Below are 26,733 nucleotides of genomic sequence, written 5' to 3' on the forward strand. Positions count from 1 at the left end.
CGTACCTACGGCCCGGTTGGGTCGTGCAGAGGATTCCTGGGGGTCGCCCCCAGACCCCCAAGTTGAAACTTCGGGCCCAACAAGGAGAGCAGGGAACCCAGATGGCGGAGCTCACGATCCGGCCGGAGGAGATCCGGGACGCGCTGGAGAACTTCGTCCAGTCGTACAAGCCGGACGCGGCCTCGCGCGAGGAGGTCGGTACGGTCACCCTTGCCGGCGACGGCATCGCGAAGGTCGAGGGCCTGCCCTCGGCCATGGCCAACGAACTGCTGAAGTTCGAGGACGGCACCCTCGGCCTCGCCCTCAACCTCGAGGAGCGCGAGATCGGTGCCATCGTCCTCGGTGAGTTCAGCGGCATCGAGGAGGGTCAGCCGGTGCAGCGCACCGGTGAGGTGCTCTCCGTGGCAGTCGGCGAGGGCTACCTCGGCCGCGTCGTCGACCCGCTCGGCAACCCGATTGACGGCCTCGGCGAGATCGAGACGTCCGGCCGCCGCGCCCTCGAGCTGCAGGCCCCCACGGTCATGCAGCGCAAGTCGGTGCACGAGCCGATGGAGACCGGCTACAAGGCCGTCGACGCGATGACCCCCGTCGGCCGTGGTCAGCGTCAGCTGATCATCGGTGACCGCCAGACCGGCAAGACCGCCCTGGCCGTCGACACGATCATCAACCAGCGCGACAACTGGCGCTCGGGCGATCCGAAGAAGCAGGTCCGCTGCATCTACGTCGCCATCGGCCAGAAGGGCTCCACCATCGCGTCGGTCCGCCGCGCGCTGGAGGAGAACGGCGCGCTGGAGTACACGACCATCGTCGCCGCCCCCGCGTCCGACCCGGCCGGCTTCAAGTACCTTGCGCCGTACACCGGTTCGGCCATCGGTCAGCAGTGGATGTACGAGGGCAAGCACGTCCTGATCATCTTCGACGACCTGTCGAAGCAGGCCGACGCCTACCGCGCCGTGTCGCTGCTGCTGCGCCGCCCGCCGGGCCGTGAGGCCTACCCGGGTGACGTCTTCTACCTGCACTCCCGTCTGCTGGAGCGCTGCGCGAAGCTCTCCGACGACATGGGCGCCGGCTCGATGACGGGTCTGCCGATCGTCGAGACCAAGGCCAACGACGTCTCGGCGTTCATCCCGACCAACGTCATCTCCATCACCGACGGCCAGTGCTTCCTGGAGTCGGACCTGTTCAACGCCGGTCAGCGCCCCGCGCTGAACGTCGGTATCTCCGTCTCCCGAGTCGGTGGTTCCGCGCAGCACAAGGCGATGAAGCAGGTCGCCGGCCGCCTCCGCGTGGACCTCGCCCAGTTCCGTGAGCTGGAGGCGTTCGCCGCCTTCGGTTCCGACCTGGACGCCGCGTCGAAGGCCCAGCTGGAGCGCGGTCAGCGCATGGTCGAGCTCCTGAAGCAGGCCCAGTACCAGCCGATGTCCACCGAGAACCAGGTCGTCTCCGTCTGGGCCGGCACCACCGGCAAGATGGACGACGTCCCGGTGGCCGACATCCGCCGCTTCGAGAAGGAGCTCCTGGAGTACCTGCACCGCAAGGAGCAGGGCCTCATGACCTCCATCCGCGAGGGCGGCAAGATGTCGGACGACACCCTCACCGCTGTTGCCGACGCGATCGCCGAGTTCAAGAAGCAGTTCGAGACCTCGGACGGCAAGCTTCTCGGCGAGGACGCCCCGGCCGCCGCCAAGTGACGTAAGGAAGGGACCTGACTCATGGGAGCCCAGCTCCGGGTCTACAAGCGTCGCATCCGATCCGTCACCGCGACCAAGAAGATCACCAAGGCGATGGAGATGATCGCCGCCTCGCGCGTCGTCAAGGCGCAGCGCAAGGTGGCGGCCTCCACGCCGTACGCGCAGGAACTGACGCGTGCGGTCACGGCGGTCGGCACCGGTTCGAACACCAAGCACCCGCTGACCACGCAGGCCGAGACGGTCACGCGGTCCGCGGTGCTGCTCCTCACGAGCGACCGTGGTCTCGCCGGTGCCTTCAACTCCAACGCCATCAAGGCGGCGGAGCAGCTCACCGAGCGGCTGGAGCGCCAGGGCAAGGAGGTCGTCGTCTACATCGTCGGCCGCCGTGGTCTCGCGCACTACAACTTCCGTGAGCGCAAGGTCGCGGAGTCGTGGACCGGCTTCACCGACGAGCCCACGTACGCGGACGCCAAGAAGGTCGCGGCGCCGCTGATCGAGGCCATCGAGACCGAGACGGCCGAGGGCGGCGTGGACGAACTCCACATCGTCTTCACCGAGTTCGTGTCGATGATGACGCAGACGGCCCTCGACGACCGTCTGCTGCCGCTCAGCCTCGAAGAGGTCGCGAAGGAAGCCACGCCCAAGGGCGAGATCCTTCCGCTGTACGACTTCGAGCCCTCGGCGGAGGACGTCCTCGACGCCCTCCTGCCGCGCTACGTGGAGAGCCGTATCTACAACGCGCTCCTCCAGTCGGCCGCTTCGAAGCACGCCGCCACACGGCGCGCGATGAAGTCGGCGACCGACAACGCGGGAGAGCTCATCACCACGCTCTCCCGACTTGCCAACGCGGCCCGCCAGGCCGAAATCACCCAGGAAATCAGCGAGATCGTCGGTGGCTCCGCAGCCCTGGCCGACGCGACCGCGGGGAGTGACCGCTAATGACCACCACTGTTGAGACCGCGACGGCCACGGGCCGCGTCGCCCGGGTCATCGGCCCGGTCGTCGACGTGGAGTTCCCCGTCGACGCGATGCCGGAGATCTACAACGCGCTTCACGTCGAGGTGGCCGACCCGGCCAACGCCGGCGAGAAGAAGATCCTGACCCTGGAGGTCGCCCAGCACCTGGGTGACGGCCTGGTCCGCACCATCTCCATGCAGCCCACCGACGGTCTGGTCCGCCAGGCCCCGGTGACCGACACCGGCAACTCCATCACGGTGCCGGTCGGCGACTTCACCAAGGGCAAGGTGTTCAACACCCTCGGTGAGGTGCTGAACGTCGACGAGAAGTACGAGGGCGAGCGCTGGGGCATCCACCGCAAGGCCCCGAACTTCGACGAGCTCGAGTCGAAGACCGAGATGTTCGAGACCGGCGTCAAGGTCATCGACCTTCTCACCCCGTACGTCAAGGGTGGAAAGATCGGTCTGTTCGGCGGTGCCGGCGTCGGCAAGACGGTGCTCATCCAGGAGATGATCTACCGCGTCGCCAACAACCACGACGGTGTCTCCGTGTTCGCCGGTGTCGGTGAGCGCACCCGTGAGGGCAACGACCTCATCGAGGAGATGTCGGACTCCGGCGTCATCGACAAGACCGCGCTGGTCTTCGGTCAGATGGACGAGCCCCCGGGCACCCGTCTGCGCGTGGCCCTCGCGGGTCTGACCATGGCGGAGTACTTCCGCGATGTGCAGAAGCAGGACGTGCTGTTCTTCATCGACAACATCTTCCGCTTCACGCAGGCCGGTTCCGAGGTGTCGACCCTGCTCGGCCGTATGCCCTCCGCGGTGGGCTACCAGCCGAACCTGGCCGACGAGATGGGTCTCCTCCAGGAGCGCATCACCTCGACCCGTGGTCACTCGATCACCTCGATGCAGGCGATCTACGTCCCCGCGGACGACCTGACCGACCCGGCTCCGGCCACCACCTTCGCCCACCTCGACGCGACGACGGTTCTCTCCCGTCCGATCTCCGAGAAGGGCATCTACCCGGCCGTGGACCCGCTGGACTCCACGTCCCGCATCCTGGACCCGCGCTACATCGCTCAGGACCACTACGACGCCGCCATGCGCGTCAAGACGATCCTGCAGAAGTACAAGGACCTCCAGGACATCATCGCGATCCTCGGTATCGACGAGCTCGGCGAGGAGGACAAGCTCGTCGTCCACCGTGCCCGTCGCGTGGAGCGCTTCCTGTCCCAGAACACCCACGTCGCCAAGCAGTTCACCGGCGTCGACGGGTCGGACGTCCCGCTGGACGAGTCGATCGCGGCCTTCAACTCGATCTGCGACGGCGAGTACGACCACTTCCCGGAGCAGGCGTTCTTCATGTGCGGTGGCATCGAGGACCTCAAGGCCAACGCCAAGGAGCTGGGCGTCTCCTGAACTCCCTGAGTTCGAAGTGAGCCCTGTGGTTCACACCTGAGGGGGCGGGGCACGTCCCGCCCCCTCATCCACGCCCACTAGACTTGTAACCAACACCCGGCCGAACCGCCGGGTGGTGACCCGAGGAGCCACCTTGGCTGCTGAGCTGCACGTCGCGCTGGTCGCGGCCGACCGAGAGGTCTGGTCCGGCGAGGCCACCCTGGTCGTCGCGCGCACCACGTCCGGCGACATCGGCGTCATGCCCGGTCACCAGCCGCTGCTCGGTGTGCTGGAGTCGGGCCCGGTGACCATCCGTACGAGTGATGGTGGAACGGTCGTCGCCGCGGTGCACGGCGGTTTCATCTCGTTCGCGGACAACAAGCTGTCGCTGCTGGCCGAGATCGCCGAGCTGTCGGACGAGATCGACGTCCAGCGCGCGGAGCGAGAGCTGGAGCGCGCGAAGGCGGAGGGCGATGCCTCTGCCGAGCGTCGCGCGGACGTACGACTGCGTGCGGCGACGGCGACCCGCTGAAGCCACACACCATGTGAAGACGTCACTCAGCCGCGGCCGGCACCGGAGCAATCCGGAGCCGACCGCGGCTGAGGCAGATATAAGGGTTTTTTCCGTTCCGTTACCTATTTTCGGTACCTAGGAGACGAGGAGGTCGGTGTCGATGGTCCTCGCTCTGACTGTGTGCGGAGTCGTGGTCGCCCTAGTGGTGCTGGGGTTGTTCGTCTTCGGCCTGCGCCGGAGACTGATCCAGCGCTCGGGCGGCACGTTCGACTGCAGCCTGCGCTGGGACGTCGCGGAGAAACCCGACACCAGCGGAAAAGGCTGGAGCTACGGAGTCGCCCGCTACAACGGCGACCGCATCGAGTGGTACCGCGTCTTCTCCTACGCCTACCGCCCGCGCCGCATCCTGGAGCGCGCCGCGATCGAGGTCGCCGGCCGCCGCCTCCCCGAGGGCGAGGAGGAGCTGGCGCTGCTCTCCGACGCGGTGATCCTGACCTGTCTGCACCGGGGCACGCGTCTCGAACTCGCGATGAGCGAAGACGCGCTGACCGGTTTCCTCGCGTGGCTGGAGGCAGCCCCGCCCGGTCAGCGCGTCAACGTGGCCTAGGTACTCACAGGTTGTTGCTGATGGCGCTCACCAGCTCACCGTTGCCGGTGTCACCGCTGAACTCCCAGAAGAACGCACCGCCGAGACCCTGGGACTTGGCCCAGTTCATCTTTCCGGCGATGGTCGACGGGGTGTCGTACGACCACCAGTTGCTGCCGCAGTGCGCGTACGCCGTGCCGGCGACGGTGCCGGTGGCCGGGCAGGACGTCTTGAGCACCTTGTAGTCCTCGATGCCCTGCTCGTACGTGCCCGCAGCCGGGCCCGTCGCGGTGCCGCCGGGAGCGTCCTGTGTCACGCCCGTCCAGCCTCGGCCGTAGAAGCCGATGCCGATCAGCAGCTTGCTCGCGGGGACGCCGGCCGCCTTGTACTTGGCCATCGCGTCGGCCGTGGTGAACCCGGCCTTCGGGATGCCGCTGTACGAGGTGAGCGGGGAGTGCGGGGCCGTCGGGCCCTGGGCGTCCCAGGCGCCGAAGAAGTCGTACGTCATCACGTTGTACCAGTTGACGTACTGGGCGGCGCCCGCGTAGTCGGCGGCCTCGATCTTGCCGCCGGACGAGCCGTCCGCGGTGACCGCGGCGGTGACCAGTGCACTGGAGCCGAACTTCGCGCGCAGCGCCGACATCACGTTCTTGAAGGCCGCCGCGCCGCTGGTGTCGCAGGACAGGCCGCAGGCGTTCGGGTACTCCCAGTCGATGTCGATGCCGTCGAACACGTCCGCCCAGCGCGGGTCCTTGACCAGGTTGTAGCAGGAGTTCGCGAAGGCGGTCGGGTTGGCCGCCGCCTGTCCGAAGCCGCCGGACCAGGTCCAGCCGCCGAAGGACCACAGGACCTTGATGTTCGGGTACTTCGCCTTCAGCTCGCGCAGCTGGTTGAAGTTGCCGCGCAGCGGCTGGTCCCAGGTGTCGGCGACCCCGCTGACGGACTGGTCGGCCGTGAAGGCCTTGTCGTAGTCGGCGTAGGAGTCACCGATCGCGCACTGGCCGTTGGTGACGTTGCCGAAGGCGTAGTTGATGTGCGTGATCTTCGCGGCTGAACCAGACGTCACCAGGTTCTTGACGTTGTAGTTGCGGCCGTAGATGCCCCACTCGGTGAAGTAGCCGAGCTTGACCTTGCCACCGGTGGTGGGCGGCGGGTCGGTGGTGCCGCCCGTGGTGTGCACGGCGACCGAGCCGCTCGCCGGGCCGGTCTGGTCGGCGGTGTCACGGGCCCGGACGGTGTAGGAGTAGTCGGTGCCGGCGGTCAGGCCGGTGTCCGTGTACGACGTGGTGGTGACCGTCGAGACGACCTTGCCGTCGCGCAGGACGTCGTAGTTCTTGATGCCCTTGTCGTCGGTGGCCGCGCTCCAGGACAGCTTCACCGAGGTGTCGGTGACGGAGGAGGCGGTGGGGGTGCCCGGTGCGGAGGGTGCCGCGTCGCCGGGGACCGTCGTGCCGTCGCAACTGTCGCCGTTCAGCTTGCAGTTGGAGGGGGAGCCGGAGCCCGCGCCGTTGAAGCCGAAGGAGACGGAGGCGCCCGGGGCGATGGAGCCGTTGTAGGACTTGTTCTTGGCGGTCCAGTGGGTGCCGGAGGACGTGACGTCCGCGTCCCAGGCCGAGGTGACGGATGTGCCGGAGGGGAAGTCCCACTCGACGGTCCAGGAGCTGATGGCCGTGGTGCCGGTGTTCTTCACCGTCCACTTGCCTTCGAAGCCGGTGCCCCAGTCCTGGGTCTTGGCGTAGGTCGCCGTCGCGGTGGTCGCGGCCTGGGCGGGGCTTGCGAGGCCGACCAGACCGGCCAGCGGCAGCAACAGGGTTGCGAAGCCTGCCGCGGCTCTGTGTCTGAAGCGCATGCTGCGCCTCCTAGGGGAGTTGGGGGGCATGACTGAGCCTTCACGCCCACAGTGCCGCGAGAATAGAAAGGTCTGGACCATCGGTCAATAGGTCTGGACCACTCTGGAGCAGGCGTGCTAGATCCCCAACTCCTGGGCCAGTACGGCCGCTTGGACCCGGCTGCGCAGCTCCAGCTTCCCGAGGAGGCGGCTGACGTGCGTTTTCACCGTTGCCTCCGCCATGTCGAGGCGGGCCGCGACGGCGGCGTTGGACAGGCCCTCGCCGAGGCAGGACAGCACCTCGCGTTCGCGGCGGGTGAGGCTGTCGAGCACGGCGGGATCGGCCGTCGGTTCGCGTACGGACGTGGTGGCGAACTCGGCGATCAGACGGCGGGTGACGGCCGGGGCGATCAGGCCCTCCCCGCGCGCCACGGTGCGTACCGCCTCCAACAGGTCCTTCGCCTCGGTGTTCTTGAGCAGGAAGCCGGCGGCGCCGGCGCGCAGGGCCCCGAAGACGTACTCGTCGAGGTCGAAGGTGGTGAGGACGAGGACGTCGGCGAGCCCCTCTCCGACGACCTGCCGGGTCGCCGACACCCCGTCCAGACGGGGCATCTGTACGTCCATCAGCACGAGATCGGGCCTCGACTCCCGTGCCAGCGCCACCGCGGCCTCCCCGTCGGCCGCCTCGCCGACCACCTCGATGTCGGGTGCGCTGCCCAGGATGAGGACGAGCCCGGCGCGGACGGCGGACTGGTCCTCGGCGACCAGGACGCGGATCATGCGGAATCTCCTTCGGTCAGGGGGAGCGTGGCGTGTACGGTCCACAGCGCGCCGTCGGGGCCGGCCTCGAACGTGCCGCCCAGCAGCGCCGCCCGCTCCCGCATACCGACCAGGCCCGCGCCGGAGCCGGGGGCGCGCGGGCCGTCCCGGTGGCCGTAGGGGCTGGCCACCCGCACGCGGAGGACGCCGTCCCGTTGGGCGAGGGCAACGGTGACCTTCCCCGGGCAGGCGTGCTTGAGGGCGTTGGTCAGGGACTCCTGGACGATGCGGTAGGCGGCGAGTTCGACCGGCGCGGGGACCGTGCCGTGCTCGGTGTCGAGGGTGATGTCGAGGCCGTTCGAGCGGGCGCCGTCGACGAGGGCGGCGAGGCCGTCGAGGGTGGGGGTGGCAGCGGGCGCGTGGTCGTTGCCCCTGTCGCGCAGGATGCCGATGAGCCGGCGCATCTCGGCGAGCCCTTCGACGCTGTTCTCCCGGATGACGGAGAGGGCCTCTTTGGAGGTCTTCGGATCGTCGAGGGACAGCGCGGCCGTGGAGTGGATGGCGATGGCGGACAGGTGGTTGGCCACCATGTCGTGCAACTCCCTTGCCACCCGGGAGCGTTCGGCGGTGACCGCCTGCGAACGGTCGAGCTCGGCGAGCAGCGCGGTCTGTTCGGCACGCAGCCGGGCGGCCTCGGCGGCGTCGCGGTGGTTGCGCACGATCCAGCCGGTGGCGGCGGGCCCGTACGCCACGACACCGACGACCACGCCGATCAGCAGTGCCTGCGGCACCCGCCACACCGCAAACGGCACCAGTGTGCCGGCCACCGTGAGCAGCCCGGTGATCCACTGGATACGGCGGGCCGAGGCGAGCGGGCCGTACAGCACGGCCGCGTAGACGATGTCGGTGAACATCAGGATCGTGGCCAGGCTGCCCTGGGTCACGACGTCCGCGCAGATCGCGGGTGTGCCGATCAGCAGGGCTGCGCGGGGGGCCGTCCGACGCAGCAGCTCGCAGCCGGCCATCACGACGAGCGGCACCAGGATCGGCCAAGGGCCGTCGAAGAGCGTGATCGGATCCTTGGCGGGCCGCGTGGCCAGGCCGATGCCCGCCAGCAGCAGGCCGCCGAGCAGCCCGCCGATGGCGATGTACACGTCGAAGCGGTGCGGGCGGGGCAGTCGTACGGCCATGTCCCCATCCAACACGGGACGGGTGCTCACCGCGTGATCCCCGCGAACGGTCCTGGACTGCATCTTTCGATGTACCGCGAGTTCGTCACCGCCGACGACGAAAGCGCCCGAACCCGCCGGAAGCCTGGAAGGACGAGGGAAGGAGCGTGTCTTGGTCGTCGGGTTGATCATTGCCTGCGAGGTCGGGTTCTGGGTGCTGCTGGCGGCTGGGCTGGCCGTCCGCTACCTGCTGAAATGGCGTCGCACGAGCGTGGCGCTGCTGCTGTGCGAGCCGCTGCTTGAGCTGGTCCTGTTCGTGGTGACGGCGGTCGACCTGAAGAACGGCGCCGACCCGAGCTGGGAACACGGCCTGGCCGCCCTCTACATCGGCTACACGGTCGCCTACGGCCACTACACGATCACCTGGCTCGACGGCCACGCCGCCCACCGCCTCGCCGGCGGCCCCCGCCCGCCCAAGCCGCCCCGCCACGGTCTGGCCCGCGCCCGCCACGAGGGCCGCCTCTGGCTGCGCACCCTCCTCGCGGCGGCCGTCGCCTGCGTCCTGCTCCAGGCGGCGATCTGGTACGTCGGCGACGGCGACACCTCGTCGCTGCGGGCCTTCCAGTGGACGGCGCTGCGGACCCTGGGCGTCCATGGGGTGATCGCGCTGACGTATCTGATCTGGCCCAAGAAGGCCCCGGCAGAGGCTGCCGCGCCCTCGGAGGAGAGCCGTACCCTGACCGGACGGTGAGGGGAGGGGTGGATGAGCGAGACGGGCAGCCCCGGGGCGGTGCTGGTCGTGGACGACGACCCCGCCATCCGGCGTTCTCTGGAGCGCGGGCTGCGGCTGAGCGGCTTCCGGGTGCGGACGGTGGACGGCGGTCGTGAGGCGCTCGCGGTGATCGAGGAGACGCCCCCGGACGTCCTGGTCCTCGATGTCTCGATGCCCGGCATGAGCGGCATCGAGGTCTGCGAACGGCTCCGCGACGACGGCCAGGACCTCCCCGTCCTCATGCTGTCGGCGCTCGACGAGACCGCCGACCGTATCGCCGGGCTCCAGGCGGGCGGCGACGACTACCTGGTCAAGCCGTTCGCCCTGCAGGAACTCGTGCTGCGGCTGCGCGCGTTGCTGCGCCGCCGCCCGCCCGCGGGGGAGGCGCTGCGGGTCGCCGGCCTGGTGATCGACCCGGCGGCCCGCACCGCGGAGCGGGACGGCAGGCCACTGGAGCTGACCCGGCGCGAGTTCGAACTCCTTGAGGTGCTCGCCCGCAACGCCGGGCTCGTCCTCACCCGCGACCAGCTCCTGGAACGGGTATGGGGCTACGACTTCGACGTGCGGACGGACGCCGTCGACACCTTCGTCAGCTATCTGCGGCGCAAGCTGGAGGCGGACGGACGGCCAAGGCTCGTACACACCGTGCGCGGGGTGGGATTCGTGCTGCGGGACGAGTCGCCGTGAGGCTCTCCACCCGCATCGGGCTCGCCGTCGGGGTCACCGTGCCGCTCCTCGTGCTCGCCTCCGGCTGGCTGCTGCTGCAGCTGGTCAACCACGATCTGCACAGCGCCGAGGACAGCCATCTGCAGGCGCGTGCCACAGCGGTGGTCCCGGACGCCCGCGCCCTCTTGAGGGCCAGTGCCAACGGCCGGCCCAAGGCGGCCGACAACAAGGAGCGGCTCCTCTACAGCGCGGCCCTCGACGTCGGCGTACGCGTCATGGGACCGGACGCCACCTTCAGCGGGGGGCCGCAGCCGGACGCCTCGGTGCCGCTGCCGGCGCAGGCGAGCGCGCCGGTCACCGTCCGGGACGGCGGCAGCAGCTGGCGCGCGCTGTCCGTGCCGATCACCACGGCCCGGGGTGCGGGGACCCTGTGGGTCTTCTCGCCCAACGCCGCCGACCAGGCCCAACTACGGCTCGTACGGCGCCGGGTGGCGGTGACGACACTGCTCGCCGCGCCCCTGTCCGGCCTGCTGGCCTGGGGCATCGCCACCGGTGCGACCGGTCCGCTGCGGCGCCTCGGCCGCCGTACCGCCGGACTCGACCCGCGCACCAGCGCCGCCCGGCCGCCCGACAAGCCCACCGGGGTGACCGAGGTCGACGAACTGGCCACCACCCTGCGCACGGTCCTCGCCCGCTACGACGAGCAGGCCGCCCGCACCGCCGAGGCACTGGACACGGCCCGCTCCTTCTCCGCGGCCGCCTCCCACGAACTGCGCACCCCGCTGATGAGCATGGGCACCAACCTCGACATCCTCGTCGACCACCCCGACCTGCCGGAGCCGGACCGCACGGAGGTCCTGGCCGACCTGCGCAGCGAACACGCCCGCCTGCTGAACCTGCTCGTGATGCTGCGCGAACTGGGCCGCGGCGACCTCGTCGAGGCGGAGGCCTTCCGGACGGTGGATGTGACGGAGACGGCGGACGCCGCGGTCGCCGAGGCCCGGCGCCGCGCACCGGACGCCCGCATCACCCTGGAGGCGGCACCCGGAACCACGGTCCACGGCTGGGAACCCGGCCTCCGCGTGCTCCTCGACAACCTGCTGGCCAACGCCCTGGCGCACGGGCGGGACGCGGCCGGGCAGGCGACCGTGACGGTCGGGGTGCGGCAGGCGGGCGGGCAGATCGTGATCACGGTCGACGACCGTGGGCCCGGCGTGCCCGAGCCGGCCCGCGCCCGGATCTTCGAGCGTTTCGCCCGCGGACCCGGCAGCTCGGGCTCCGGACTCGGCCTGACACTGGTGGCCCAGCAGACGGCCCTGCACCGGGGGAGCGTCACGGTGACGGCCGGGCCGCACGGCGTCGGGGCCCGCTTCGAGGTACGGCTGCCGTCCACGGGCGCGGCCCCGCCGGCCCGCCGGGACTGGCTGATCGGCACAGCCGGGGCAAACCGGTCACAGAGTTTCCCCAAAGAGCCTTCCTAGCCTCCACGGCAGGCGGACGGACGAAGGGGGCCGTCCGCGGAACGGAGGCTGAGATGTACGTACGACGAAGGCGGCGCACCCTCCTGGTGGGGCTGGCCGCGGCGGCCCTTCTGGCGACCGGCACCGGCCTGGCGGCGGCCGACAGCACACCCGCGCCGGCGGCGACGCCGACCGGTGACGGGGCACAGGCCCTGTGCAAGCGGGCGCCGAAGATCGACCACCGCATCGACCGCGCCCTGAAGCGGCTGAACGCCGGGGCCGACAAGCGCGGTTCCATTGCCCGGCTGCAGCAGCGGGTGGACAACGCGAAGGCGGCGGGTCACAACGAGATCGCCACCTACCTTCAGGACCGGCTGACCTTCCGCAAGTCCCTGGTGACGACGCTGCAGCAACGGCAGAAGGACCTGTCCGACGTCCGGACCTGGTGCCGGAACAACAACGAGGGCGCAAGCTGATGCGCCTGAAGGTCGCGGCCGTCGCGGTGGCCCTCCTCGCGGGGCTCACCGCGGGCTGCACGCCGCACGGCGGTACGGCGGACAAGGCGCCCGCCACACCCGCCACCCCCTCCGGCTACCCGGAGATGCAGAAGAAGGTGGCCGCCGCCGAGTCCGCGGTGGCCCGGGCGGACCAGGACGCGACCCAGGACGACACGGACCGCTGAGAAGAGGGGGGAGGGCGGGGAGCGCTGTGCCTCAGCGCTCCCCGCCCGGCACCCACAGCACGTCGCCGACGTCCTTGTTGGCCGTGCGCGCCAAGATGAACAGCAGGTCGGAGAGCCGGTTGAGGTAGGTCGCGGTCAGCGGGTTCATCACCTCGCCGTGCACCTCCAGGGCAGCCCACGTGGAGCGCTCGGCCCGCCGTACTACCGTGCAGGCCTGGTGCAGCAGGGCCGCGCCCGGCGTACCGCCCGGGAGGATGAAGGAGCGCAGCTTCTCCAGCCGCTCGTTGAAGCGGTCGCAGTCCGCCTCCAGCTTGTCGATGTAGAACTGCTCGACACGCAGGGGCGGGAATTCCGGCTTCTCCACCACCGGTGTGGACAGGTCCGCCCCGACATCGAACAGGTCGTTCTGGACACGGGTGAGGACCTTGACGATCTCCTCCTCCAGCCCGCCCAGCGCGATCGCCGTGCCGATCACCGCATTCGCCTCGTTGGCGTCCGCGTACGCGGAGATCCGCAGATCGGTCTTGGCGACCCGGCTCATGTCGCCGAGGGCGGTCGTGCCCTGGTCGCCGGTCCTGGTGTAGATGCGCGTCAGATTGACCATGTGACCAGCGTAGTTACGCTCCGGCCGTCCGGAACACGCGTGTGCCCACTGTCACGGCCAGACCTGCGAAGGCGAGGGCCACCAGCACCCCGTAGAGCATGTGATCCGTCGCGTACGACCCGACGTATGCGTCCCGCACGGCGTCCACCAGATAGCGGAACGGCATGAAGTGCGAGAGCACGTCCAGCCAGACCGGGGCCAGGGACATGGGCAGCATCAGCCCGGACAGCAGCATCGACGGCATGGTCATGGCGTTGATCAGCGGCCCGAACTCCTGCGGGGTGTGGACCTTCATCGCCAACGCGTACGACAGCGAGCCGAGCGAGACGGTGAGCAGGGCGACGAACCCGAAGCCGATCAGGACCCCGGCGAGCGGCGCCCGCAGCCCCATCGCCACGGCCGCGACCACCAGCAGCACCGCCTGGAAGACGAACACCGTGGCGTCGCGCAGCACACGGCCCAGCAGGAGCGCGAGCCGGCTGACGGGCGTCACCCGCATCCGCTCGACCACCCCCTGCCCCTTCTCGATGATGATCGAGAATCCCGCGAACGACGCCCCGAACAGGCCGAGTTGAAGCAGCAGCCCCGGCACCAGCAGCTGCCAGGAGCTGCCCCGCCCGCCGAGCGGCAGGCCCGTCAGCAGCGGTCCGAAGAAGAGGAGGTACAGGAGCGGCATCAGCACGCCGAAGAGCAGCGCGAAGCGGGAGCGAAGGGACTGGCGGAGGTAGCGGCCGTAGATCAGTGCGGTGTCGTGAAGCAGCATCGGATTCCTATACGGCTACGGGGGCGGCGTCGGCCGGGGCGGGACCGCGGCCGGTGATCGCGAGGAAGGTGTCCTGGAGGCTCGCGTCGATCGAGCCGCCGTGCTGGAGCTTGAGCGCTGTGGGCGTGCCCTCCGCCACGACCACTCCCTGGTCGACGATCACCAGACGGCCGGAGAGAGCGTCGGCCTCGTCCAGGTAATGGGTGGTCAGGAAGACGGTCGTGCCGTGCTCGTCGCGCAGGCGGCGGATCAGGTCCCAGAGGTCGGCGCGGCTGCCGGGGTCGAGGCCGGTCGTCGGTTCGTCGAGGAACAGGACCTTCGGGCGGTGGGTGAGGGCCATCGCGATGTCGAGGCGGCGCCGCTGACCGCCGGAGAGCGCGGATGTCTTGCGGTCGAGGAGGTCGGCGAGGCCCAGGTCACGGGCCAACTCGTCGGCGCGCGCGATCGCCTGCGGCTTTGTCAGGCGGTAGAGGCGGCCCTGCGTGACCAGTTCCTCCCGCACGCTGATCTGCCCGTCGACCCCGCCGGACTGGGCGACGTAACCGCAGGCCCTCCGTACGCCCGCCGGGTCGGCGTCGAGGTCGTGGCCCGCGACGGTGGCCGCGCCGCCGGTCGGGGCGAGCAGGGTCGTGAGCATGCGCAGGGTGGTGGTCTTGCCGGCGCCGTTCGGGCCGAGGAAGCCGAGGATCTCGCCCTCGCGGACGGTGAGGTCGATACCACGGACGGCCTCCACGGGGCCGCGTTTGGTCTGGAAGGTGCGGGCCAGTCCGGCCGCGCTGATGACTGCTGTCATGCCGACCAGAAAAACAGAGTCCCTTAAATTTTGCAATGACACCAAGTTTTCAGTGGACCCAGCGAAAGGTAGGATTCGGACATGACAGAGGGGCTCAGGGAGCGGAAGAAGCGGCAGACCCGGCAGTACATCTCGGACGTCGCCACGGGCCTGTTCGTCGAGCGCGGGTTTGATTCGGTGACCGTCGCGGAGATCGCCGAGGCCGCCGACGTCTCCGTCAACACCGTCTACAACTACTTCCCGGCGAAGGAGGACCTCTTCTTCGACCGCTCCGCCGGCCTCGTGGACCGGATGGGGCGATGGGTGCGCGGCCGGAACAAGGGGGAGTCGGCCGCCGCCGCGGTCCTGCGGGAGCTGCGCGAGGAGGTCGAAGCGGTCTCGCCGAGGGTCGGACTGATTCCGGGGTACGCCGCCTTCATGCGCGTCATCGAGAACGCGCCCGGGCTGCGCTCCCGGCTGTGGGCGATCGGGCAGGAGGTTCAGGCCAATCTCGAAGAGGCCCTGCGCGAGGAGACGGGCGCGGCCGACGAGGACCCGATGCCGCATCTGATTGCCGGTCAGCTCGGCTGGGTGCACAGCTGTGTGATGGGCGTCATCGGCCGCGAGATGGTCAAGGGGCGCAATCCGCGCGAAGTGTCACGAGAGGTACTGGTCCTCCTCGACGACATCGAGGAGCTGTTGGGCGAGAAGGTGCTCAACTACGCCGTCCGAGGCACGGAATGACCCGCCCCGGTGTGATGTCCGTCAGATGAGACGTGACGCGCATTACTTACCGGTCACACGGCACCTCACGAGCGCTAAGGTCCGCCGAAGAGGCATACATAAACGGTGTGTAAGGCGTTTCAAAGGGGAGTCGTAAACGTGGCACGGAAGCTTGCCGTCATCGGCGCCGGCTTGATGGGTTCCGGCATCGCCCAGGTCTCCGCGCAGGCGGGCTGGGACGTCGTCCTGCGTGACGTCACCGACGAAGCCCTCAAGCGTGGCACCGACGGCATCAAGGCCTCGTACGACAAGTTCGTGAGCAAGGGCAAGCTGGAGGCGCACGACGCCGACGCCGCCCTCGGCCGCATCACCGCGACCACCGACCTGGACGCCGCCGCCGACGCGGACGTCGTCGTCGAGGCCGTCTTCGAGAAGCTGGAAGTGAAGCACGAGATCTTCCGGGCGCTCGACAAGATCGTCCGCCCGGACACCGTGCTCGCCTCCAACACCTCCGCGATCCCGATCACCAAGATCGCGGCGGCCACCGAGCACCCGGAGCGGGTCGTCGGCGTCCACTTCTTCTCGCCGGTGCCGATGATGCAGCTCGTCGAACTCGTCCGCGGCTACAAGACGAGCGACGAAGCCCTCGCCACCGCGCGGGAGTTCGCCGAGTCCGTCGGCAAGACCTGCATCGTCGTCAACCGGGACGTCGCGGGCTTCGTGACGACCCGTCTGATCTCGGCGCTCGTCGTCGAGGCGACCAAGCTCTACGAGTCGGGCGTGGCGAGCGCCGAGGACATCGACCTCGCCTGCAAGCTGGGCTTCGGACACGCGATGGGTCCGCTGGCCACGGCGGACCTGACCGGCGTCGACATCCTGCTGCACGCCACCAGCAACATCTACACCGAGTCGCAGGACGAGAAGTTCGCGCCGCCGGAGCTGATGCGCCGGATGGTTGACGCCGGTGACATCGGGCGCAAGAGCGGGCAGGGCTTCTACACGTACTGACACATCAGTACGTACAGCCACTGAAACCGCACAGGCCCCGCGGGTATCACCCGCGGGGGTGAATTCGGTATCGGTTCGCTTACAGACGGCAACCTCGTCGCCGCTGAAGCAGTCAGACGTTGCACAGCCACCGTCACGGAGTACGTCACCGCACTCTCGGGGAGCGCATATGTACATCAGGGGCGACCACGCCGAGCTGGTCGTCGGGGGCCGCCTCGACGTCCGCAGCGCGGCGGACGCCCGTACGGTCCTGCACTCGGCCGTCGACGACGGAGTCGGCGACCTGGTGCTGGACCTGTCCGAACTGGACTCCTGGGACGCCACCGGACTCGGGGTGATCATGGGCGTCCACCGGCGGGCCGGCCGCTGCGGCCGGCGCCTGGTGCTGCGCGACGTTCCGCCGCAGATGCAGCGCCTGCTGGTGGCCACCCGACTGCACCGGATCCTGGCGATCGAGGGCGGCATCGGGGTGGAGTCACTGCCCCGTGTGTGACCGTCGCGCGCAATCCTCATGAGACTGTGACGTCTCGCACGGCGCGGCATTCCGGACTGTCGTAGATACTGGGCAAAGGTTTAAGGTTCGGTCGCCCGCTGCCTGACATCCCTGCGAGCGGGCCCGGACCAGAAGCGACAGCGCGGTGTGCAGCAAGGCCGGGAGGGGCTCAACGCACACACGACGCTTTTGGGGGGCTTGAACCTATGGACCCGAACAGCCGGGGACCCGAGGAGTACGGCCATGACGGCGACAGCAGCGCGCCGCGCCAGCGCCCGCCCAGGGACCCCCTCACACCCGACTTCGGCCAGCACTCGCCCGCGCTCGCGCGCACGGTACAGCTCGTCACGGGCGACTACCTGCTCACCGTCAATCCCGTCGACGGCAGCGAGATAGAGGCCTGCCCGCCGGGCGAGCGCCCGGGGCGGCCCGAGAAGTTCACGGTGGCCGAGCGTGCCGAGGTGAACCGCGCGGCCAAGCCGCCCGTTCCGCCCGGCCCGGCCCGGCCCTCGCTGCATCTCCTGGAACGCCAGGACGAGCGCGAGCGCCTGGTCCGGCTGCTGGCCCGCGGTCGTTCCGTGCGTCTCACCGGCCCCGCGGGCTCCGGCCGCACCGCCCTCCTCGACCTCGTCGCCGAGGACTGCGCGGACCTCGCCCCCGACGGTGTCGTCCGCCTCAGCGGCTTCCACCGCACGGCGAGCGACCTGCTGTACGACCTCTTCTACGCCGTCTACAACGCACCCCTGCACCGCCCGGAACAGGACGAACTGCTCGAACTGGTCCGGGAGATCGGCGCAGTCGTCGTTCTCGACGACGTCGAGTTCGGCGGCGCCGGACTCGACGAACTGCTCGACGCGACGCCCGAGTGCGCCTTTGTGATCGGCGCGACGCCCGAGGTGCCCGCGCCCTCCGCCGACTCCACCCTCGAAGAGGTCTTCCTCGGCGGGCTCGACCGCGCGGGCGGCGTGGAGCTCATCGAGCGCGCCGTCGGCCGGGTGCTGACGGAGGAGGAGGCCAACTGGGCCGGCGACCTCTGGTTCGAGTCCGAGGGCCTGCCGCTGCGCTTCGTCCAGGCCGGCGCCCTGCTGCGCCAGCGCGACCAGCAGCGCGCCGGGACCGGCGCCGTCGAGGCGTTCGGCGTCTTCGAGGACGCGATCCCCGTGGACGCGCCCTTCGACGCGTCTCTCGACGCCGAGGACGGCGACGACGTACCCCTGCCGTCGCTCGGCGAGGCCGCCGCGCCCGCGCCGCTGCTGGCCTCCCGGCTCAGCGCCTCGGCGCGCGCCACGCTCCGGTTCGCCGTCGCGCTCGGCGGCGAGGTGCCGCACCAGGCGCATCTGCCCGCGCTGGTCGGCGACACCCACGCGGACGCCGCCCTCGGCGAACTGGCCTCCTGCGGCCTGGTCTCGCCGGTCGGCTCCCGTTACCGGCTCGCCGCCGGGGTCCTCGCCCAGCTCGAGGCCGCCGGATACGGCGACGACATCGAGGCGCAGGCCCTGACCGCCGCCCAGCACTACGCCTGGTGGGCGGGGCACCCCTCGGTCACCCCGGAGCGGGTGTGCGCCGAAGCCGACGCCCTGCTCGCCGCGCTCGGCATTCTGGTGCCGGGCACGACCGCCCCGGCCGAGGGCGAGGAGAGCGTCACCGTCCAGCTGGCCCGCACGGCGGCGCCCGCGTTCGCGGCCGGCCTGCACTGGAGCGCCTGGGAGCGGGCGCTGCGGTCCGGTGCCGAGGCCTCCCGGCTCGCCGGCGAGGTGTCGGAACAGGCCTACTTCCACCACGAGTTGGGCATCCTCGCGCTCTGCGGCGGACAGCTCGACCGGGCCCGCGCCGAGCTGGAGTCCTCCATCGGGCTGCGCGGCGCGCTCGCCGACAAGCGCGGTACGGTCGCGGGCCGCCGCGCCCTCGCCCTGGTCTCCGACCGTTCCGGCACCACGCCGGGCCTTGGCTCGACCGCGGGCGAGGAGGTCCCGGACGCGCGCTACGAGGAGTCCCAGTCGCCGCCCGGCGGCGTGCCGGCCGCGTTCCCGGCGAGCCCGCCGCCCTCGTCCGGCGACACCTCGACCATCGTCGTCAACCGGGCCGTGTCCGGCTCGCCGCCCAAGACCCACCGGGGCGGCATCCGCGGCCTCGCCCGGCGCAACCTCGTCGCGGCCGGTGCGGGCGCACTCCTCGCCGCCGTGCTCGGCACGGTCGTGACGCTCGGGGCCACGTCGAACAACGACGCCAACAACCCGTCCGAAAAGGTCGGCGTCAACCCGTCCGCGAGCCAGGGCGCCGACGACGGCAGCCTGGGCGCGGACACCCCGAAGAACGACTCGGGCAACGGCGACACGGGCACCGCGACCAGCCGTCCGACGGACCCGGGCCCCGACGGTACGTACGGCACCTCGGACGACCCGACACCGCCGTCGAGCACGACCCGGCCGTCGGACGACCCGAGCGGCACGAAGGGGTCGGGCGGCGGTTCGTCGAGCTCGCCGTCGAAGTCCCCGACGAGCAAGCCGCCGTCGTCGAGCCCGACGACCAAGCCGCCGACAACGCCGCCGCCGTCCACGCCTCCGCCCTCGCCGTCCCCGACGCCCACGCCGACATCGCAGCCGCCGTCGTCCCCGACCACGTCCACCTCGGCCAGCGGCCCGGCGTCCAGCGCTCCCGCGTCCTCCAGCGCCCCGGCGTCGACGAGCAGTTCGGCGACCGCGCCGCAGAGCAGCAGCTCCAGCCCGGTCATGTGAGGTCCCGTACACGCAAGAGGGCCGGGTCCGTCTCGACGGACCCGGCCCTCTTGCGCGTGGCAACGGGGGTCAGAACAACCGCAACTTGTCGTCCTCGATGCCCCTGAGGGCGTCGTAGTCCAGCACCGCGCACCCGATCCCGCGGTCCGTCGCGAGGACCCGGGCCTGCGGCTTGATCTCCTGGGCCGCGAAGATGCCGCGGACCGGGGCGAGATGGGGATCGCGGTTCAGCAGCTCGAGGTAGCGGGTGAGCTGCTCCACGCCGTCGATCTCGCCGCGCCGCTTGATCTCGACCGCGACGGTCTGCCCCTCGGCGTCCCGGCACAGGATGTCGACCGGGCCGATGGCCGTCATGTACTCGCGGCGGATGAGCGTGTAGCCGTCGCCGAGCGTCTCGATGCGGTCGGCGAGCAGCTCCTGAAGGTGTGCTTCCACGCCGTCCTTGATCAGGCCGGGATCCACGCCCAGTTCGTGCGAGGAGTCGTGGAGGATCTCCTCCATCGTGATGATGAGCTTCTCGCCCGCCTTGTTGATGACGGTCCAGACGCCCTCGTCGTCGCCTGCACCCTCCTTCAGGGTGCAGGGCGGGGACATCCAGTTCAGGGGCTTGTAGGCGCGGTCGTCCGCGTGGATGGAGACGCTGCCGTCGGCCTTCACCAGGATCAGGCGGGGCGCCGAAGGGAGATGGGCGGTGAGCCGGCCCGCGTAGTCCACGGAGCATCGGGCAATGACGAGACGCATGGTCGGCAACGCTACTCGACGGGTGCGGGTCCACGCGATTCGCCCTCCCGTCTCCCACCACCACCCTTGAACGAGGCCCTCCGGGCCGCCCTTGTTGTCCTGGAAGACCCGAGACAACCCATGTTCATTCGTGGCTGATTGTGTGCCCAAAGAGGGCGCTCCATGTACGCATTTTCCTGGTGCCGTCACCGTCCGTTGCTTACGGTAGTAAACGGGAGGTCGCGAGACGAGTACTCAGCGTGTTCGGTATCGCGAACTCCCTTATCTGTCCGGCAACCCCTGTCGACCACGGGGGTGCGAGAGGAGAACCCATGTCGCTCGACGTCTCACCGGCCCTACTCGAGAAGGCCGAGCGAGGCGAGGTCGACGAAGCAGAATTCGTCGACTGCGTCCGGACCTCCCTGCCTTACGCATGGGAGATGATCAGCTCCCTGGTGGCCCAGCTGAAGGTCGACGGCGGCAACTTCGCCGACAACCAGACGCCCCCGCCGGACGAGCAGGCACGCGGACAGCTGCTGCGTGCGCTCGCGAGTGACGCGATACGCGGCGCGCTGCAAAGGCACTTCGGTGTCCGGCTGGCCTTCCAGAACTGCCACCGGGTGGCGGTGTTCCCGCTGGACGCCTCGGTCGACGAGACGCTGGCCCGCTTCACCTCGGTCCGCAGTCAGGTACTCAACCAGTCCCCGGAGTTCCGGGACTGCTGAGGAGCAAGCCGCTTGCTTGCCGCTCCGTACGCGGGAGGTGCATTCAGTACTGGGGCGGCAAGCTCCGCGCAGCCGGGCAGGCCCGTTCAACCGAGGTGCGGGAGCACCTCGGCGCCCAGCCGCCGTACGTTCTCCTCGGTGGCCGCCAGGTCTCCCGAGCCCTCCACGAGCAGGGCGAAGCGGGAGATGCCGGTCCGCTCGCTGGTCGCGGCGAGCCGGTCGGCGCACAGGCGCGGGGTGCCCACCGGGTGCAGTCCGCAGAGCAGTTCGGTGTAGGCCAGCGGGTCGCGCATCTGCCGGGTCCGGCCGTCCACCGTGACATGGGCCTCCAGCCCCTGCTTCAGCCAGCCCGGCATCGCTTTCGTCAGCGCCTCCACGGCGTCCGTACGCCGGTCCGCGATCTGGCAGACGCCGGCCGAGACATGGGCCGCGCCCAGGACCGTCTCCGCGGAGTGTCCGGCGGCGCGCGCGAGCTGCCGCCACAGGGAGACCATCTCGGCCTTCTCCTCGTCACCCACATGCATGCCCAGCAGCATCGGCAGCCCGCGCTCGGCGGCCTGCCGCACACTCGACGGCGAGGTGCACGCGACGACGACCTCGGGGCCCGGCACCTCCGACAGGGACTCCGACGGCCTTGGTACGACGGGCACTTCGCGGAAACCGAAGCGCTCCCCCATGGCTCCGACCGACGGCTCGCGCAGCCAGCGCAGCAGCAGATCGAGTGATTCGGGGAACCCCTCCTCGTACGCCTTGATGCCGGAGCCGAACACCTCCAGGTCGACCCACGGTCCGCCGCGCCCCACGCCCAGCGAGAAGCGCCCGCCGGAGGTGATGTGCAACAGGGCGGCCTGCTCGCCGACCGCCACCGGGTGGGCGGTGGGCAGTACGGTGACCGCCGTGCCCACCCGGAGCCTGCGGGTCCGGCCGAGGAGTAACGCCGCCAGGGTGATCGCCGACGGGCATGTCCCGTACGGCACGAAGTGGTGCTCGGCCAGCCAGACCGAGTCGAGACCCGCTTCCTCGGCGACCTCGGCCGAGCGGACCGCGCGGTGCAGCGCCTCCCCTTGGCCCTGCCCCGGGAACTGGGCCGCCAACACGAAACTTCCTACGCGCATTGCTTTTCCTGCTTCCTTGGCTCCGACGCGGAGCTCCCCCACCCGCATAACCGTCTGACACGTGCCGAGGACACGGCCTGGCGAAGAGATTTGCGGATTGTCTGCAGAATGGGTGGTCGCGGCGGGGCGGGGGGCGGCCGGTGCTCTACGCCTACCCCCGTCCGCGCCCCGTAGGCTGGACACGACCCGTGCTCCCTGTATAGCCCCGTGAGGTGTCCCGTGTCCCCGCGTCGCAACCGACCCAAGGGTGCCGACCCGTCGGGCTCGCCCGGCCGGAGCGGCGAGGACGACCGGTCCGGCCGTTACGGCGGCTGGCAGTCCACCGAGAGCTGGCAGGGGGAGGAGTGGAGCGTGCGGCACGTGGCGGGCGCTAGCGCGCAGGGCAAGACGTACCGCTGCCCCGGCTGCGACCAGATGATCCCCTCCGGAGTCCCGCACGTGGTGGCCTGGCCCGAGCACTCGGGCGTCGACGAGCGCCGCCACTGGCACAAGGCGTGCTGGAACGCGAAGGACCGCCGCACCACGCGGGTGCAGCGGTCCCGTAACGCGCCGAAGTTCTGAAGCCGGTTACACGTCGCGCTGCTGCAGCAGCGCGACCGCGCCGGCGAACGCGACGGCCGTCACGCCCAGGGCGATCCACACCGGGTCCCAGCCGGTCGGGCCGGTGTCGCTCAGGGTGTTGGTGTAGAAGGCGCTGAGCTGGTTCGGGATCGAGTAGTCGAACAGGGCCTGGCGCACGTTCTCCAGGGCCGACGAGAACATGAACAGCGCGATCACCAGCGGCGCCAGCACCAGGGCGATCATGATGGTGATGGCGCCCGCCGAGTGCCGGATGATCGAGCCGACGACGAGCGAGAGCAGCCCGAGCAGCGCGATGTAGAGCGAGATGCCGAACGTGCCCCTCAACCACTCGCCGGCGGACGGGTCCTTCGCACCCTTCAGCATGGCGACGTCCGCGACGGCGACCAGGAGCACCGAGGCGAAGGTGACGGTGAACGCCACCGCGAAGAACACGATCGCCTTCGCCGTCAGCACGCGCGCGCGTGACGGGCACGCGGTCATCGTGGTCCGGATCATGCCGGTGCCGTACTCCGAGGCGGTGGTCAGCACGCCGAGCGTGATGATGCACATGCTGCCGAGGAGCAGCCCGAACACGCCGAAGGACAGCGGGTTCTGGCCCTTCAGGCTGTCCTCGCCCTGGTTGGCGGCGACCAGCACGGCGACCAGCAGCCCGATGCCGACGACGAGCAGCAGGAACACGCCGAGCGTCCACATCGTGGAGCGCACCGATCTGATCTTCGTCCACTCCGAGGAGATCGCGTGTCCGAGATGGGTGCGCACGACGGGGATCGGCGAGGTGTAGGTGGGGTACGGCGAACCGGGCGCCGCCGCCTGCCAGTCGGGTGCGGCGGCCTGCGGCATCGGGGGCTGCGGGGTGCTCATCGGGCGTCCTCGGGCTTGGTCACGTCGGCGGGGGCGGCGGAGGCGGGGGGCTGGGGCGGCGCGGCCGGCGCCTTGCGCGCCGCGGGCGCCGACTGGGCGTACGGATTGGGCTGACCCGCGCCCGGGGCGCCCGGAGTGCCGTACGGGCCCGCCGGGGGCTGCCCGGCGCCGTACGGCCCCGGCTGTCCCTGCGGCATCGCGAACGGCTGCCCGCCCTCCTGGGGCGACGGCGGGGCGTACCAGTCGGGCTGGCCCTGTCCGGGCACCGGCATCGGCGGCTGCACACCGGGGGGCAGCGGCTGCTGCAGCCCCGCCTTCTGGTCGATGGTCGAGCGGTAGTCGACGGCCCCCTGCGTCATCCGCATGTATGCCTCCTCCAGCGACGCCTGGTGCGGTGACAGCTCCCACAGGCGTACGTCGGCGTCGTGCGCGATGTCACTGATGCGGGGGAGTGCCAGCCCCGTGATCCTCAGGGCGCCGTCCTGCTCGGGCATCACGTGCCCGCCCGCCTCGGTGAGCGCGGCCGTCAGCTTCTCGCGCAGCTGCGGCTCGGTGTCCGGCGTACGCACGCGCGCGAAGTCGGCGGAGTTCGCCGAGATGAAGTCCTTCACGCTCATGTCCGCCAGTAGCTGCCCGCGTCCGATCACGATGAGGTGGTCGGCGGTCAGCGCCATCTCGCTCATCAGATGGGAGGAGACGAAGACCGTACGGCCCTCCGCCGCGAGCGCCTTCATGAGGTTGCGCACCCAGAGGATGCCCTCGGGGTCGAGGCCGTTGACCGGCTCGTCGAAGAGCAGCACCTGGGGGTCGCCGAGGAGTGCGGCGGCGATGCCGAGCCGCTGCCCCATGCCGAGGGAGAAGCCCTTGGAGCGCTTTCTGGCCACCTCCTGGAGCCCGACCACGCCCAGCACCTCGTCGACCCGGCGCGCCGGGATGCCGGACAGCTGGGCCAGGCACAGCAGATGGCTTCGGGCCGACCGGCCGCCGTGCACGGCCTTGGCGTCGAGCAGGGCGCCCACCTGGCGGGGGGCGTTGGGCAGCTTCGGGTACGGGTAGCCGCCGATCGTCACCTGCCCCGCGGTGGGGTTGTCCAGGCCGAGGATCATGCGCATCGTCGTCGACTTGCCGGAGCCGTTGGGCCCGAGGAAGCCGGTGACGGCACCCGGCCGCACCTGGAAGGAAAGGTTGTACACGGCGGTCTTGTCGCCGTAGCGCTTGGTCAGGCCTACAGCCTCGATCATGCTCCGCACCCATCGAAAGGTTCAGGACAGCGGGGCACACGCCCCCGTAAGGGTTAGGAGGATATCGAGGAGCTGACGGTTCCGCTCAAATGAAAGTAAAGCGATGTGACTCCACTTCCCGGCGGAGAGTCATGTCCCGGGAGCGCTACGCGTCCCGCTTCTTCAGCAGCACATAGCCGCCCGCGAGGGCCGCGACCGCCCACAGCACCATGATCCCGAGGCCGCCCCAGGGCCCGTACGGGCTGTCCTCGTCGATCCGCGGGACCACCTGCATGATCTTGCTGCCGGCCTGGTCCGGCAGGAACCGGCCGATCTTCTTCGTCGCGTCGACATTGCCCAGAATGTTGGAGATCAGGAAGAAGAACGGCATCAGGATGCCCAGCGACAGCATGGGCGAGCGCAGCATCGCGGCGACACCCATCGAGAACACCGCGATGAGGGTCATGTAGATGCCGCCGCCGATCACGGCGCGCAGCACGTGCGGGTCGCCGATCGAGGCGCGGTGCGAGCCGAGCATCGCCTGCCCGAGGAAGAAGGCGACGAAGCTGGTCGCCATGGCGACGACGAGCGCGAGGCCGGTCGCCACGGCGATCTTGCTGAACAGAAAGGTGCCGCGTTGCGGTACGGCGGCCAGCGAGGTGCGGATCATGCCGGTGCTGTACTCGTTCGAGACGACGAGCACCCCGAACACGATCATCGCGAGCTGGCCGAGGCTCATGCCCGCGAAACTGATGAAGGTCGGGTCGAAGGTCAGGCGGTCCTGCCGGCTCATCTTGTCGAACTCGTGTCTGGACAGCGCCGAGATCAGCATGCCGAGGGCGATGGTGACGACCACGGCCAGGGAGAGCGTCCACACCGTGGACGCCACCGACCGGATCTTGGTCCACTCGGACCGTACGACCTGCATCGCCGCCATGCTCATCTCCTCTTCCAGTCCTCGCCCCAGTGCTGCCGCTGCGGGCGCGTCTCGAAGGGCGTGTCGAAGCGTGTCCCGAGGGGTGTGTCGGCGTGCGCGTGGTACTCCACCGCCCCCGCGGTCAGCTGCATGAACGCCTCCTCCAGGGAGGCCTGCTGGGGGCTCAGCTCGTGCAGCACGATCTGGTGCTGCGCGGCCAGTTCGCCGATCTGCTCGGCCTTGCCGCCCTCCACCTCCAGCGCCCCGCTGCCGGACTCGATGACGGTGACGCCCTCCTCGTGCAGCACGTCGAGCAGCCGCTCGCGCTGCGGGGAGCGGATCCGGATGTACGAGCGGGAGTTCCGCTCGATGAAGTCGGCCATGGAAGTGTCGGCGAGCAGCCGCCCCTGTCCGATGACGACGAGATGGTCGGCGGTCAGCGCCATCTCGCTCATCAGATGGGAGGAGACGAAGACGGTCCGCCCCTGGGCGGCCAGGGACTTCATCAGATTGCGGATCCAGTGGATGCCCTCGGGGTCGAGGCCGTTGACCGGCTCGTCGAACATCAGGATCCGTGGGTCGCCGAGCAGCGCACCCGCGATCCCGAGCCGCTGTCCCATGCCCAGCGAGAACCCCTTGGCCTTCTTCCTCGCGACCGCCGTGAGACCCACCGTGTCGAGGACCTCGGCCACCCGCCGTCTCGGGATGCCGTTGCTCTGCGCGAGACACAGCAGATGGTTGAAGGCGCTGCGGCCTCCGTGCATGGCCTTGGCGTCCAGCAGGGCGCCGATGTACCTCAGCGGGTCCTTGAGGTGGTCGTAGTGCCTGCCGTCGATCCGGACGTCCCCCGCGGTGGGCCGGTCGAGCCCCAGCATCATCCGCATCGTGGTCGACTTGCCGGCCCCGTTCGGCCCGAGGAACCCGGTCACCATGCCGGGTCTGACGGTGAAGGTGAGGTTGTTGACCGCCAGTTTCTCGCCGTACCGCTTGGTCAGGCCCTCGAGCTCGATCATGA

The 26,733-nt window shown here is 70.1% G+C and carries 28 protein-coding genes; 16 read left to right on the forward strand and 12 right to left on the reverse strand.

The window, feature by feature from the left end:
* The first annotated feature begins 101 nt into the window (after positions 1-101).
* From atpA to EDD92_RS31765, 5 genes are all read left to right on the forward strand, one after another.
* The gene (gene atpA, locus EDD92_RS31745; RefSeq protein WP_123967494.1) at positions 102-1,691 is read left to right on the forward strand and encodes a F0F1 ATP synthase subunit alpha; all 1,590 of its coding nucleotides are present in this window, start codon (positions 102-104) and stop codon (positions 1,689-1,691) included.
* A 21-nt stretch (positions 1,692-1,712) separates the two neighbouring features.
* Positions 1,713-2,630 (forward strand): F0F1 ATP synthase subunit gamma, encoded by a 918-nt coding sequence (locus EDD92_RS31750; RefSeq protein ID WP_123967495.1) that lies wholly within the window; start codon positions 1,713-1,715, stop codon positions 2,628-2,630.
* Positions 2,630-4,066 carry a F0F1 ATP synthase subunit beta gene (atpD, locus tag EDD92_RS31755; protein ID WP_123967496.1) on the forward strand — a complete coding sequence of 479 codons (1,437 nt, stop codon included), beginning with the start codon at positions 2,630-2,632 and terminating at the stop codon, positions 4,064-4,066. The genes EDD92_RS31750 and atpD overlap by 1 nt, the downstream gene beginning before the upstream one ends.
* A gap of 133 nt (positions 4,067-4,199) precedes the next feature.
* Complete coding sequence (locus EDD92_RS31760) at positions 4,200-4,577, forward strand: F0F1 ATP synthase subunit epsilon (protein WP_123967497.1); 378 nt, start codon at positions 4,200-4,202, stop codon at positions 4,575-4,577.
* A gap of 142 nt (positions 4,578-4,719) precedes the next feature.
* A complete protein-coding gene (locus EDD92_RS31765) occupies positions 4,720-5,166 on the forward strand; it encodes a DUF2550 domain-containing protein (RefSeq protein WP_123967498.1) in 447 nt (148 codons plus the stop codon).
* Between the two features lie 4 nt (positions 5,167-5,170).
* Here EDD92_RS31765 and EDD92_RS31770 read toward each other — a convergent pair whose 3' ends face one another.
* The 3 genes from EDD92_RS31770 to EDD92_RS31780 all read right to left on the reverse strand — a co-directional run bounded on the left by EDD92_RS31770 (position 5,171) and on the right by EDD92_RS31780 (position 8,922).
* The gene (locus EDD92_RS31770; protein WP_123967499.1) at positions 5,171-6,994 is read right to left on the reverse strand and encodes a glycoside hydrolase family 18 chitinase; all 1,824 of its coding nucleotides are present in this window, start codon (positions 6,992-6,994) and stop codon (positions 5,171-5,173) included.
* A gap of 117 nt (positions 6,995-7,111) precedes the next feature.
* Positions 7,112-7,753, reverse strand: coding sequence for a response regulator transcription factor (locus EDD92_RS31775; protein ID WP_123967500.1), 642 nt, complete (start codon positions 7,751-7,753; stop codon positions 7,112-7,114).
* Entirely contained in the window at positions 7,750-8,922 is a 1,173-nt protein-coding gene (locus tag EDD92_RS31780; protein ID WP_123970640.1) for a sensor histidine kinase, read from the reverse strand. Before EDD92_RS31780 ends, EDD92_RS31775 begins: the two co-directional genes overlap by 4 nt.
* Positions 8,923-9,073: 151 nt before the next feature.
* Between EDD92_RS31780 and EDD92_RS31785 the strand changes: the two genes are divergently transcribed.
* Genes EDD92_RS31785 through EDD92_RS31805 form a run of 5 tightly spaced genes read left to right on the forward strand, consistent with a single transcriptional unit; the run spans position 9,074 to position 12,481 of the window.
* Positions 9,074-9,652 carry a hypothetical protein gene (locus EDD92_RS31785; protein ID WP_123967501.1) on the forward strand — a complete coding sequence of 193 codons (579 nt, stop codon included), beginning with the start codon at positions 9,074-9,076 and terminating at the stop codon, positions 9,650-9,652.
* Between the two features lie 12 nt (positions 9,653-9,664).
* The gene (locus EDD92_RS31790) at positions 9,665-10,360 is read left to right on the forward strand and encodes a response regulator transcription factor (RefSeq protein ID WP_123967502.1); all 696 of its coding nucleotides are present in this window, start codon (positions 9,665-9,667) and stop codon (positions 10,358-10,360) included.
* Positions 10,357-11,820, forward strand: a complete 1,464-nt coding sequence (locus tag EDD92_RS31795) for a HAMP domain-containing sensor histidine kinase (protein WP_123967503.1) — start codon at positions 10,357-10,359, stop codon at positions 11,818-11,820. Before EDD92_RS31790 ends, EDD92_RS31795 begins: the two co-directional genes overlap by 4 nt.
* Before the next feature lie 53 nt (positions 11,821-11,873).
* On the forward strand, positions 11,874-12,275 hold the full coding sequence (locus tag EDD92_RS31800; protein ID WP_123967504.1) for a hypothetical protein: 402 nt from the start codon (positions 11,874-11,876) through the stop codon (positions 12,273-12,275).
* Positions 12,275-12,481, forward strand: coding sequence for a hypothetical protein (locus tag EDD92_RS31805; protein ID WP_123967505.1), 207 nt, complete (start codon positions 12,275-12,277; stop codon positions 12,479-12,481). The genes EDD92_RS31800 and EDD92_RS31805 overlap by 1 nt, the downstream gene beginning before the upstream one ends.
* Before the next feature lie 31 nt (positions 12,482-12,512).
* Here the strand turns inward: EDD92_RS31805 and EDD92_RS31810 are convergent, their stop codons facing one another.
* The 3 genes from EDD92_RS31810 to EDD92_RS31820 are packed head-to-tail and all read right to left on the reverse strand — an operon-like array spanning position 12,513 to position 14,641.
* Positions 12,513-13,085, reverse strand: a complete 573-nt coding sequence (locus EDD92_RS31810; RefSeq protein ID WP_123967506.1) for a cob(I)yrinic acid a,c-diamide adenosyltransferase — start codon at positions 13,083-13,085, stop codon at positions 12,513-12,515.
* Between the two features lie 13 nt (positions 13,086-13,098).
* Positions 13,099-13,848, reverse strand: a complete 750-nt coding sequence (locus tag EDD92_RS31815) for an ABC transporter permease (protein ID WP_123967507.1) — start codon at positions 13,846-13,848, stop codon at positions 13,099-13,101.
* 7 nt (positions 13,849-13,855) lie between these two features.
* Positions 13,856-14,641 carry an ABC transporter ATP-binding protein gene (locus tag EDD92_RS31820; protein WP_123967508.1) on the reverse strand — a complete coding sequence of 262 codons (786 nt, stop codon included), beginning with the start codon at positions 14,639-14,641 and terminating at the stop codon, positions 13,856-13,858.
* 81 nt (positions 14,642-14,722) lie between these two features.
* On the opposite strand from EDD92_RS31820, the gene EDD92_RS31825 reads away from it, so the two are divergent.
* The 4 genes from EDD92_RS31825 (at position 14,723) to EDD92_RS31840 (ending at position 19,579) form a co-directional block, all read left to right on the forward strand.
* The gene (locus EDD92_RS31825) at positions 14,723-15,364 is read left to right on the forward strand and encodes a TetR/AcrR family transcriptional regulator (protein WP_123967509.1); all 642 of its coding nucleotides are present in this window, start codon (positions 14,723-14,725) and stop codon (positions 15,362-15,364) included.
* A gap of 138 nt (positions 15,365-15,502) precedes the next feature.
* A complete protein-coding gene (locus tag EDD92_RS31830; protein ID WP_030928606.1) occupies positions 15,503-16,351 on the forward strand; it encodes a 3-hydroxyacyl-CoA dehydrogenase family protein in 849 nt (282 codons plus the stop codon).
* Positions 16,352-16,520: 169 nt separating this feature from the next.
* On the forward strand, positions 16,521-16,844 hold the full coding sequence (locus EDD92_RS31835; protein WP_030928603.1) for an STAS domain-containing protein: 324 nt from the start codon (positions 16,521-16,523) through the stop codon (positions 16,842-16,844).
* 206 nt (positions 16,845-17,050) lie between these two features.
* Positions 17,051-19,579, forward strand: coding sequence for an ATP-binding protein (locus tag EDD92_RS31840; RefSeq protein ID WP_123967510.1), 2,529 nt, complete (start codon positions 17,051-17,053; stop codon positions 19,577-19,579).
* Between the two features lie 69 nt (positions 19,580-19,648).
* On the opposite strand, the gene nucS is transcribed toward EDD92_RS31840, so the two are convergent.
* Complete coding sequence (gene nucS, locus EDD92_RS31845; protein WP_099931327.1) at positions 19,649-20,320, reverse strand: endonuclease NucS; 672 nt, start codon at positions 20,318-20,320, stop codon at positions 19,649-19,651.
* 311 nt (positions 20,321-20,631) lie between these two features.
* Here nucS and EDD92_RS31850 point away from each other — a divergent pair, with 311 nt between their 5' ends.
* Positions 20,632-21,024, forward strand: coding sequence for an SCO5389 family protein (locus tag EDD92_RS31850; RefSeq protein WP_030928593.1), 393 nt, complete (start codon positions 20,632-20,634; stop codon positions 21,022-21,024).
* Positions 21,025-21,110: 86 nt separating this feature from the next.
* Here the strand turns inward: EDD92_RS31850 and EDD92_RS31855 are convergent, their stop codons facing one another.
* Positions 21,111-22,139 carry an LLM class flavin-dependent oxidoreductase gene (locus tag EDD92_RS31855; protein WP_123967511.1) on the reverse strand — a complete coding sequence of 343 codons (1,029 nt, stop codon included), beginning with the start codon at positions 22,137-22,139 and terminating at the stop codon, positions 21,111-21,113.
* A 219-nt stretch (positions 22,140-22,358) separates the two neighbouring features.
* Here EDD92_RS31855 and EDD92_RS31860 point away from each other — a divergent pair, with 219 nt between their 5' ends.
* On the forward strand, positions 22,359-22,700 hold the full coding sequence (locus EDD92_RS31860; protein WP_123967512.1) for an ATP/GTP-binding protein: 342 nt from the start codon (positions 22,359-22,361) through the stop codon (positions 22,698-22,700).
* A 6-nt stretch (positions 22,701-22,706) separates the two neighbouring features.
* On the opposite strand, the gene EDD92_RS31865 is transcribed toward EDD92_RS31860, so the two are convergent.
* From EDD92_RS31865 to EDD92_RS31880, 4 genes are all read right to left on the reverse strand, one after another.
* Positions 22,707-23,582 (reverse strand): ABC transporter permease subunit, encoded by an 876-nt coding sequence (locus EDD92_RS31865; RefSeq protein WP_123967513.1) that lies wholly within the window; start codon positions 23,580-23,582, stop codon positions 22,707-22,709.
* Positions 23,579-24,823, reverse strand: coding sequence for an ABC transporter ATP-binding protein (locus EDD92_RS31870; protein WP_123967514.1), 1,245 nt, complete (start codon positions 24,821-24,823; stop codon positions 23,579-23,581). The genes EDD92_RS31865 and EDD92_RS31870 overlap by 4 nt, the downstream gene beginning before the upstream one ends.
* A 145-nt stretch (positions 24,824-24,968) precedes the next feature.
* Positions 24,969-25,745 (reverse strand): ABC transporter permease, encoded by a 777-nt coding sequence (locus EDD92_RS31875; protein WP_123967515.1) that lies wholly within the window; start codon positions 25,743-25,745, stop codon positions 24,969-24,971.
* On the reverse strand, positions 25,742-26,731 hold the full coding sequence (locus EDD92_RS31880) for an ABC transporter ATP-binding protein (RefSeq protein WP_123967516.1): 990 nt from the start codon (positions 26,729-26,731) through the stop codon (positions 25,742-25,744). The genes EDD92_RS31875 and EDD92_RS31880 overlap by 4 nt, the downstream gene beginning before the upstream one ends.
* Positions 26,732-26,733 lie beyond the last annotated feature (2 nt).

Source organism: Streptomyces sp. TLI_185, from assembly GCF_003814765.1.
GTDB lineage: Bacteria > Actinomycetota > Actinomycetes > Streptomycetales > Streptomycetaceae > Streptomyces.

Coding starts and splice junctions, on each gene's coding strand:
- atpA (WP_123967494.1), top strand. CDS start 102: ATGGCGGAGCTCACGATCCGGCCGGAGGAGATCCGGGACGCGCTGGAG.
- EDD92_RS31750 (WP_123967495.1), top strand. CDS start 1,713: ATGGGAGCCCAGCTCCGGGTCTACAAGCGTCGCATCCGATCCGTCACC.
- atpD (WP_123967496.1), top strand. CDS start 2,630: ATGACCACCACTGTTGAGACCGCGACGGCCACGGGCCGCGTCGCCCGG.
- EDD92_RS31765 (WP_123967498.1), top strand. CDS start 4,720: ATGGTCCTCGCTCTGACTGTGTGCGGAGTCGTGGTCGCCCTAGTGGTG.
- EDD92_RS31770 (WP_123967499.1), bottom strand. CDS start 6,994: ATGCGCTTCAGACACAGAGCCGCGGCAGGCTTCGCAACCCTGTTGCTG.
- EDD92_RS31775 (WP_123967500.1), bottom strand. CDS start 7,753: ATGATCCGCGTCCTGGTCGCCGAGGACCAGTCCGCCGTCCGCGCCGGG.
- EDD92_RS31780 (WP_123970640.1), bottom strand. CDS start 8,922: ATGGCCGTACGACTGCCCCGCCCGCACCGCTTCGACGTGTACATCGCC.
- EDD92_RS31790 (WP_123967502.1), top strand. CDS start 9,665: ATGAGCGAGACGGGCAGCCCCGGGGCGGTGCTGGTCGTGGACGACGAC.
- EDD92_RS31800 (WP_123967504.1), top strand. CDS start 11,874: ATGTACGTACGACGAAGGCGGCGCACCCTCCTGGTGGGGCTGGCCGCG.
- EDD92_RS31805 (WP_123967505.1), top strand. CDS start 12,275: ATGCGCCTGAAGGTCGCGGCCGTCGCGGTGGCCCTCCTCGCGGGGCTC.
- EDD92_RS31810 (WP_123967506.1), bottom strand. CDS start 13,085: ATGGTCAATCTGACGCGCATCTACACCAGGACCGGCGACCAGGGCACG.
- EDD92_RS31815 (WP_123967507.1), bottom strand. CDS start 13,848: ATGCTGCTTCACGACACCGCACTGATCTACGGCCGCTACCTCCGCCAG.
- EDD92_RS31820 (WP_123967508.1), bottom strand. CDS start 14,641: ATGACAGCAGTCATCAGCGCGGCCGGACTGGCCCGCACCTTCCAGACC.
- EDD92_RS31825 (WP_123967509.1), top strand. CDS start 14,723: ATGACAGAGGGGCTCAGGGAGCGGAAGAAGCGGCAGACCCGGCAGTAC.
- EDD92_RS31835 (WP_030928603.1), top strand. CDS start 16,521: ATGTACATCAGGGGCGACCACGCCGAGCTGGTCGTCGGGGGCCGCCTC.
- EDD92_RS31840 (WP_123967510.1), top strand. CDS start 17,051: ATGGACCCGAACAGCCGGGGACCCGAGGAGTACGGCCATGACGGCGAC.
- nucS (WP_099931327.1), bottom strand. CDS start 20,320: ATGCGTCTCGTCATTGCCCGATGCTCCGTGGACTACGCGGGCCGGCTC.
- EDD92_RS31850 (WP_030928593.1), top strand. CDS start 20,632: ATGTCGCTCGACGTCTCACCGGCCCTACTCGAGAAGGCCGAGCGAGGC.
- EDD92_RS31855 (WP_123967511.1), bottom strand. CDS start 22,139: ATGCGCGTAGGAAGTTTCGTGTTGGCGGCCCAGTTCCCGGGGCAGGGC.
- EDD92_RS31865 (WP_123967513.1), bottom strand. CDS start 23,582: ATGAGCACCCCGCAGCCCCCGATGCCGCAGGCCGCCGCACCCGACTGG.
- EDD92_RS31870 (WP_123967514.1), bottom strand. CDS start 24,823: ATGATCGAGGCTGTAGGCCTGACCAAGCGCTACGGCGACAAGACCGCC.
- EDD92_RS31875 (WP_123967515.1), bottom strand. CDS start 25,745: ATGAGCATGGCGGCGATGCAGGTCGTACGGTCCGAGTGGACCAAGATC.
- EDD92_RS31880 (WP_123967516.1), bottom strand. CDS start 26,731: ATGATCGAGCTCGAGGGCCTGACCAAGCGGTACGGCGAGAAACTGGCG.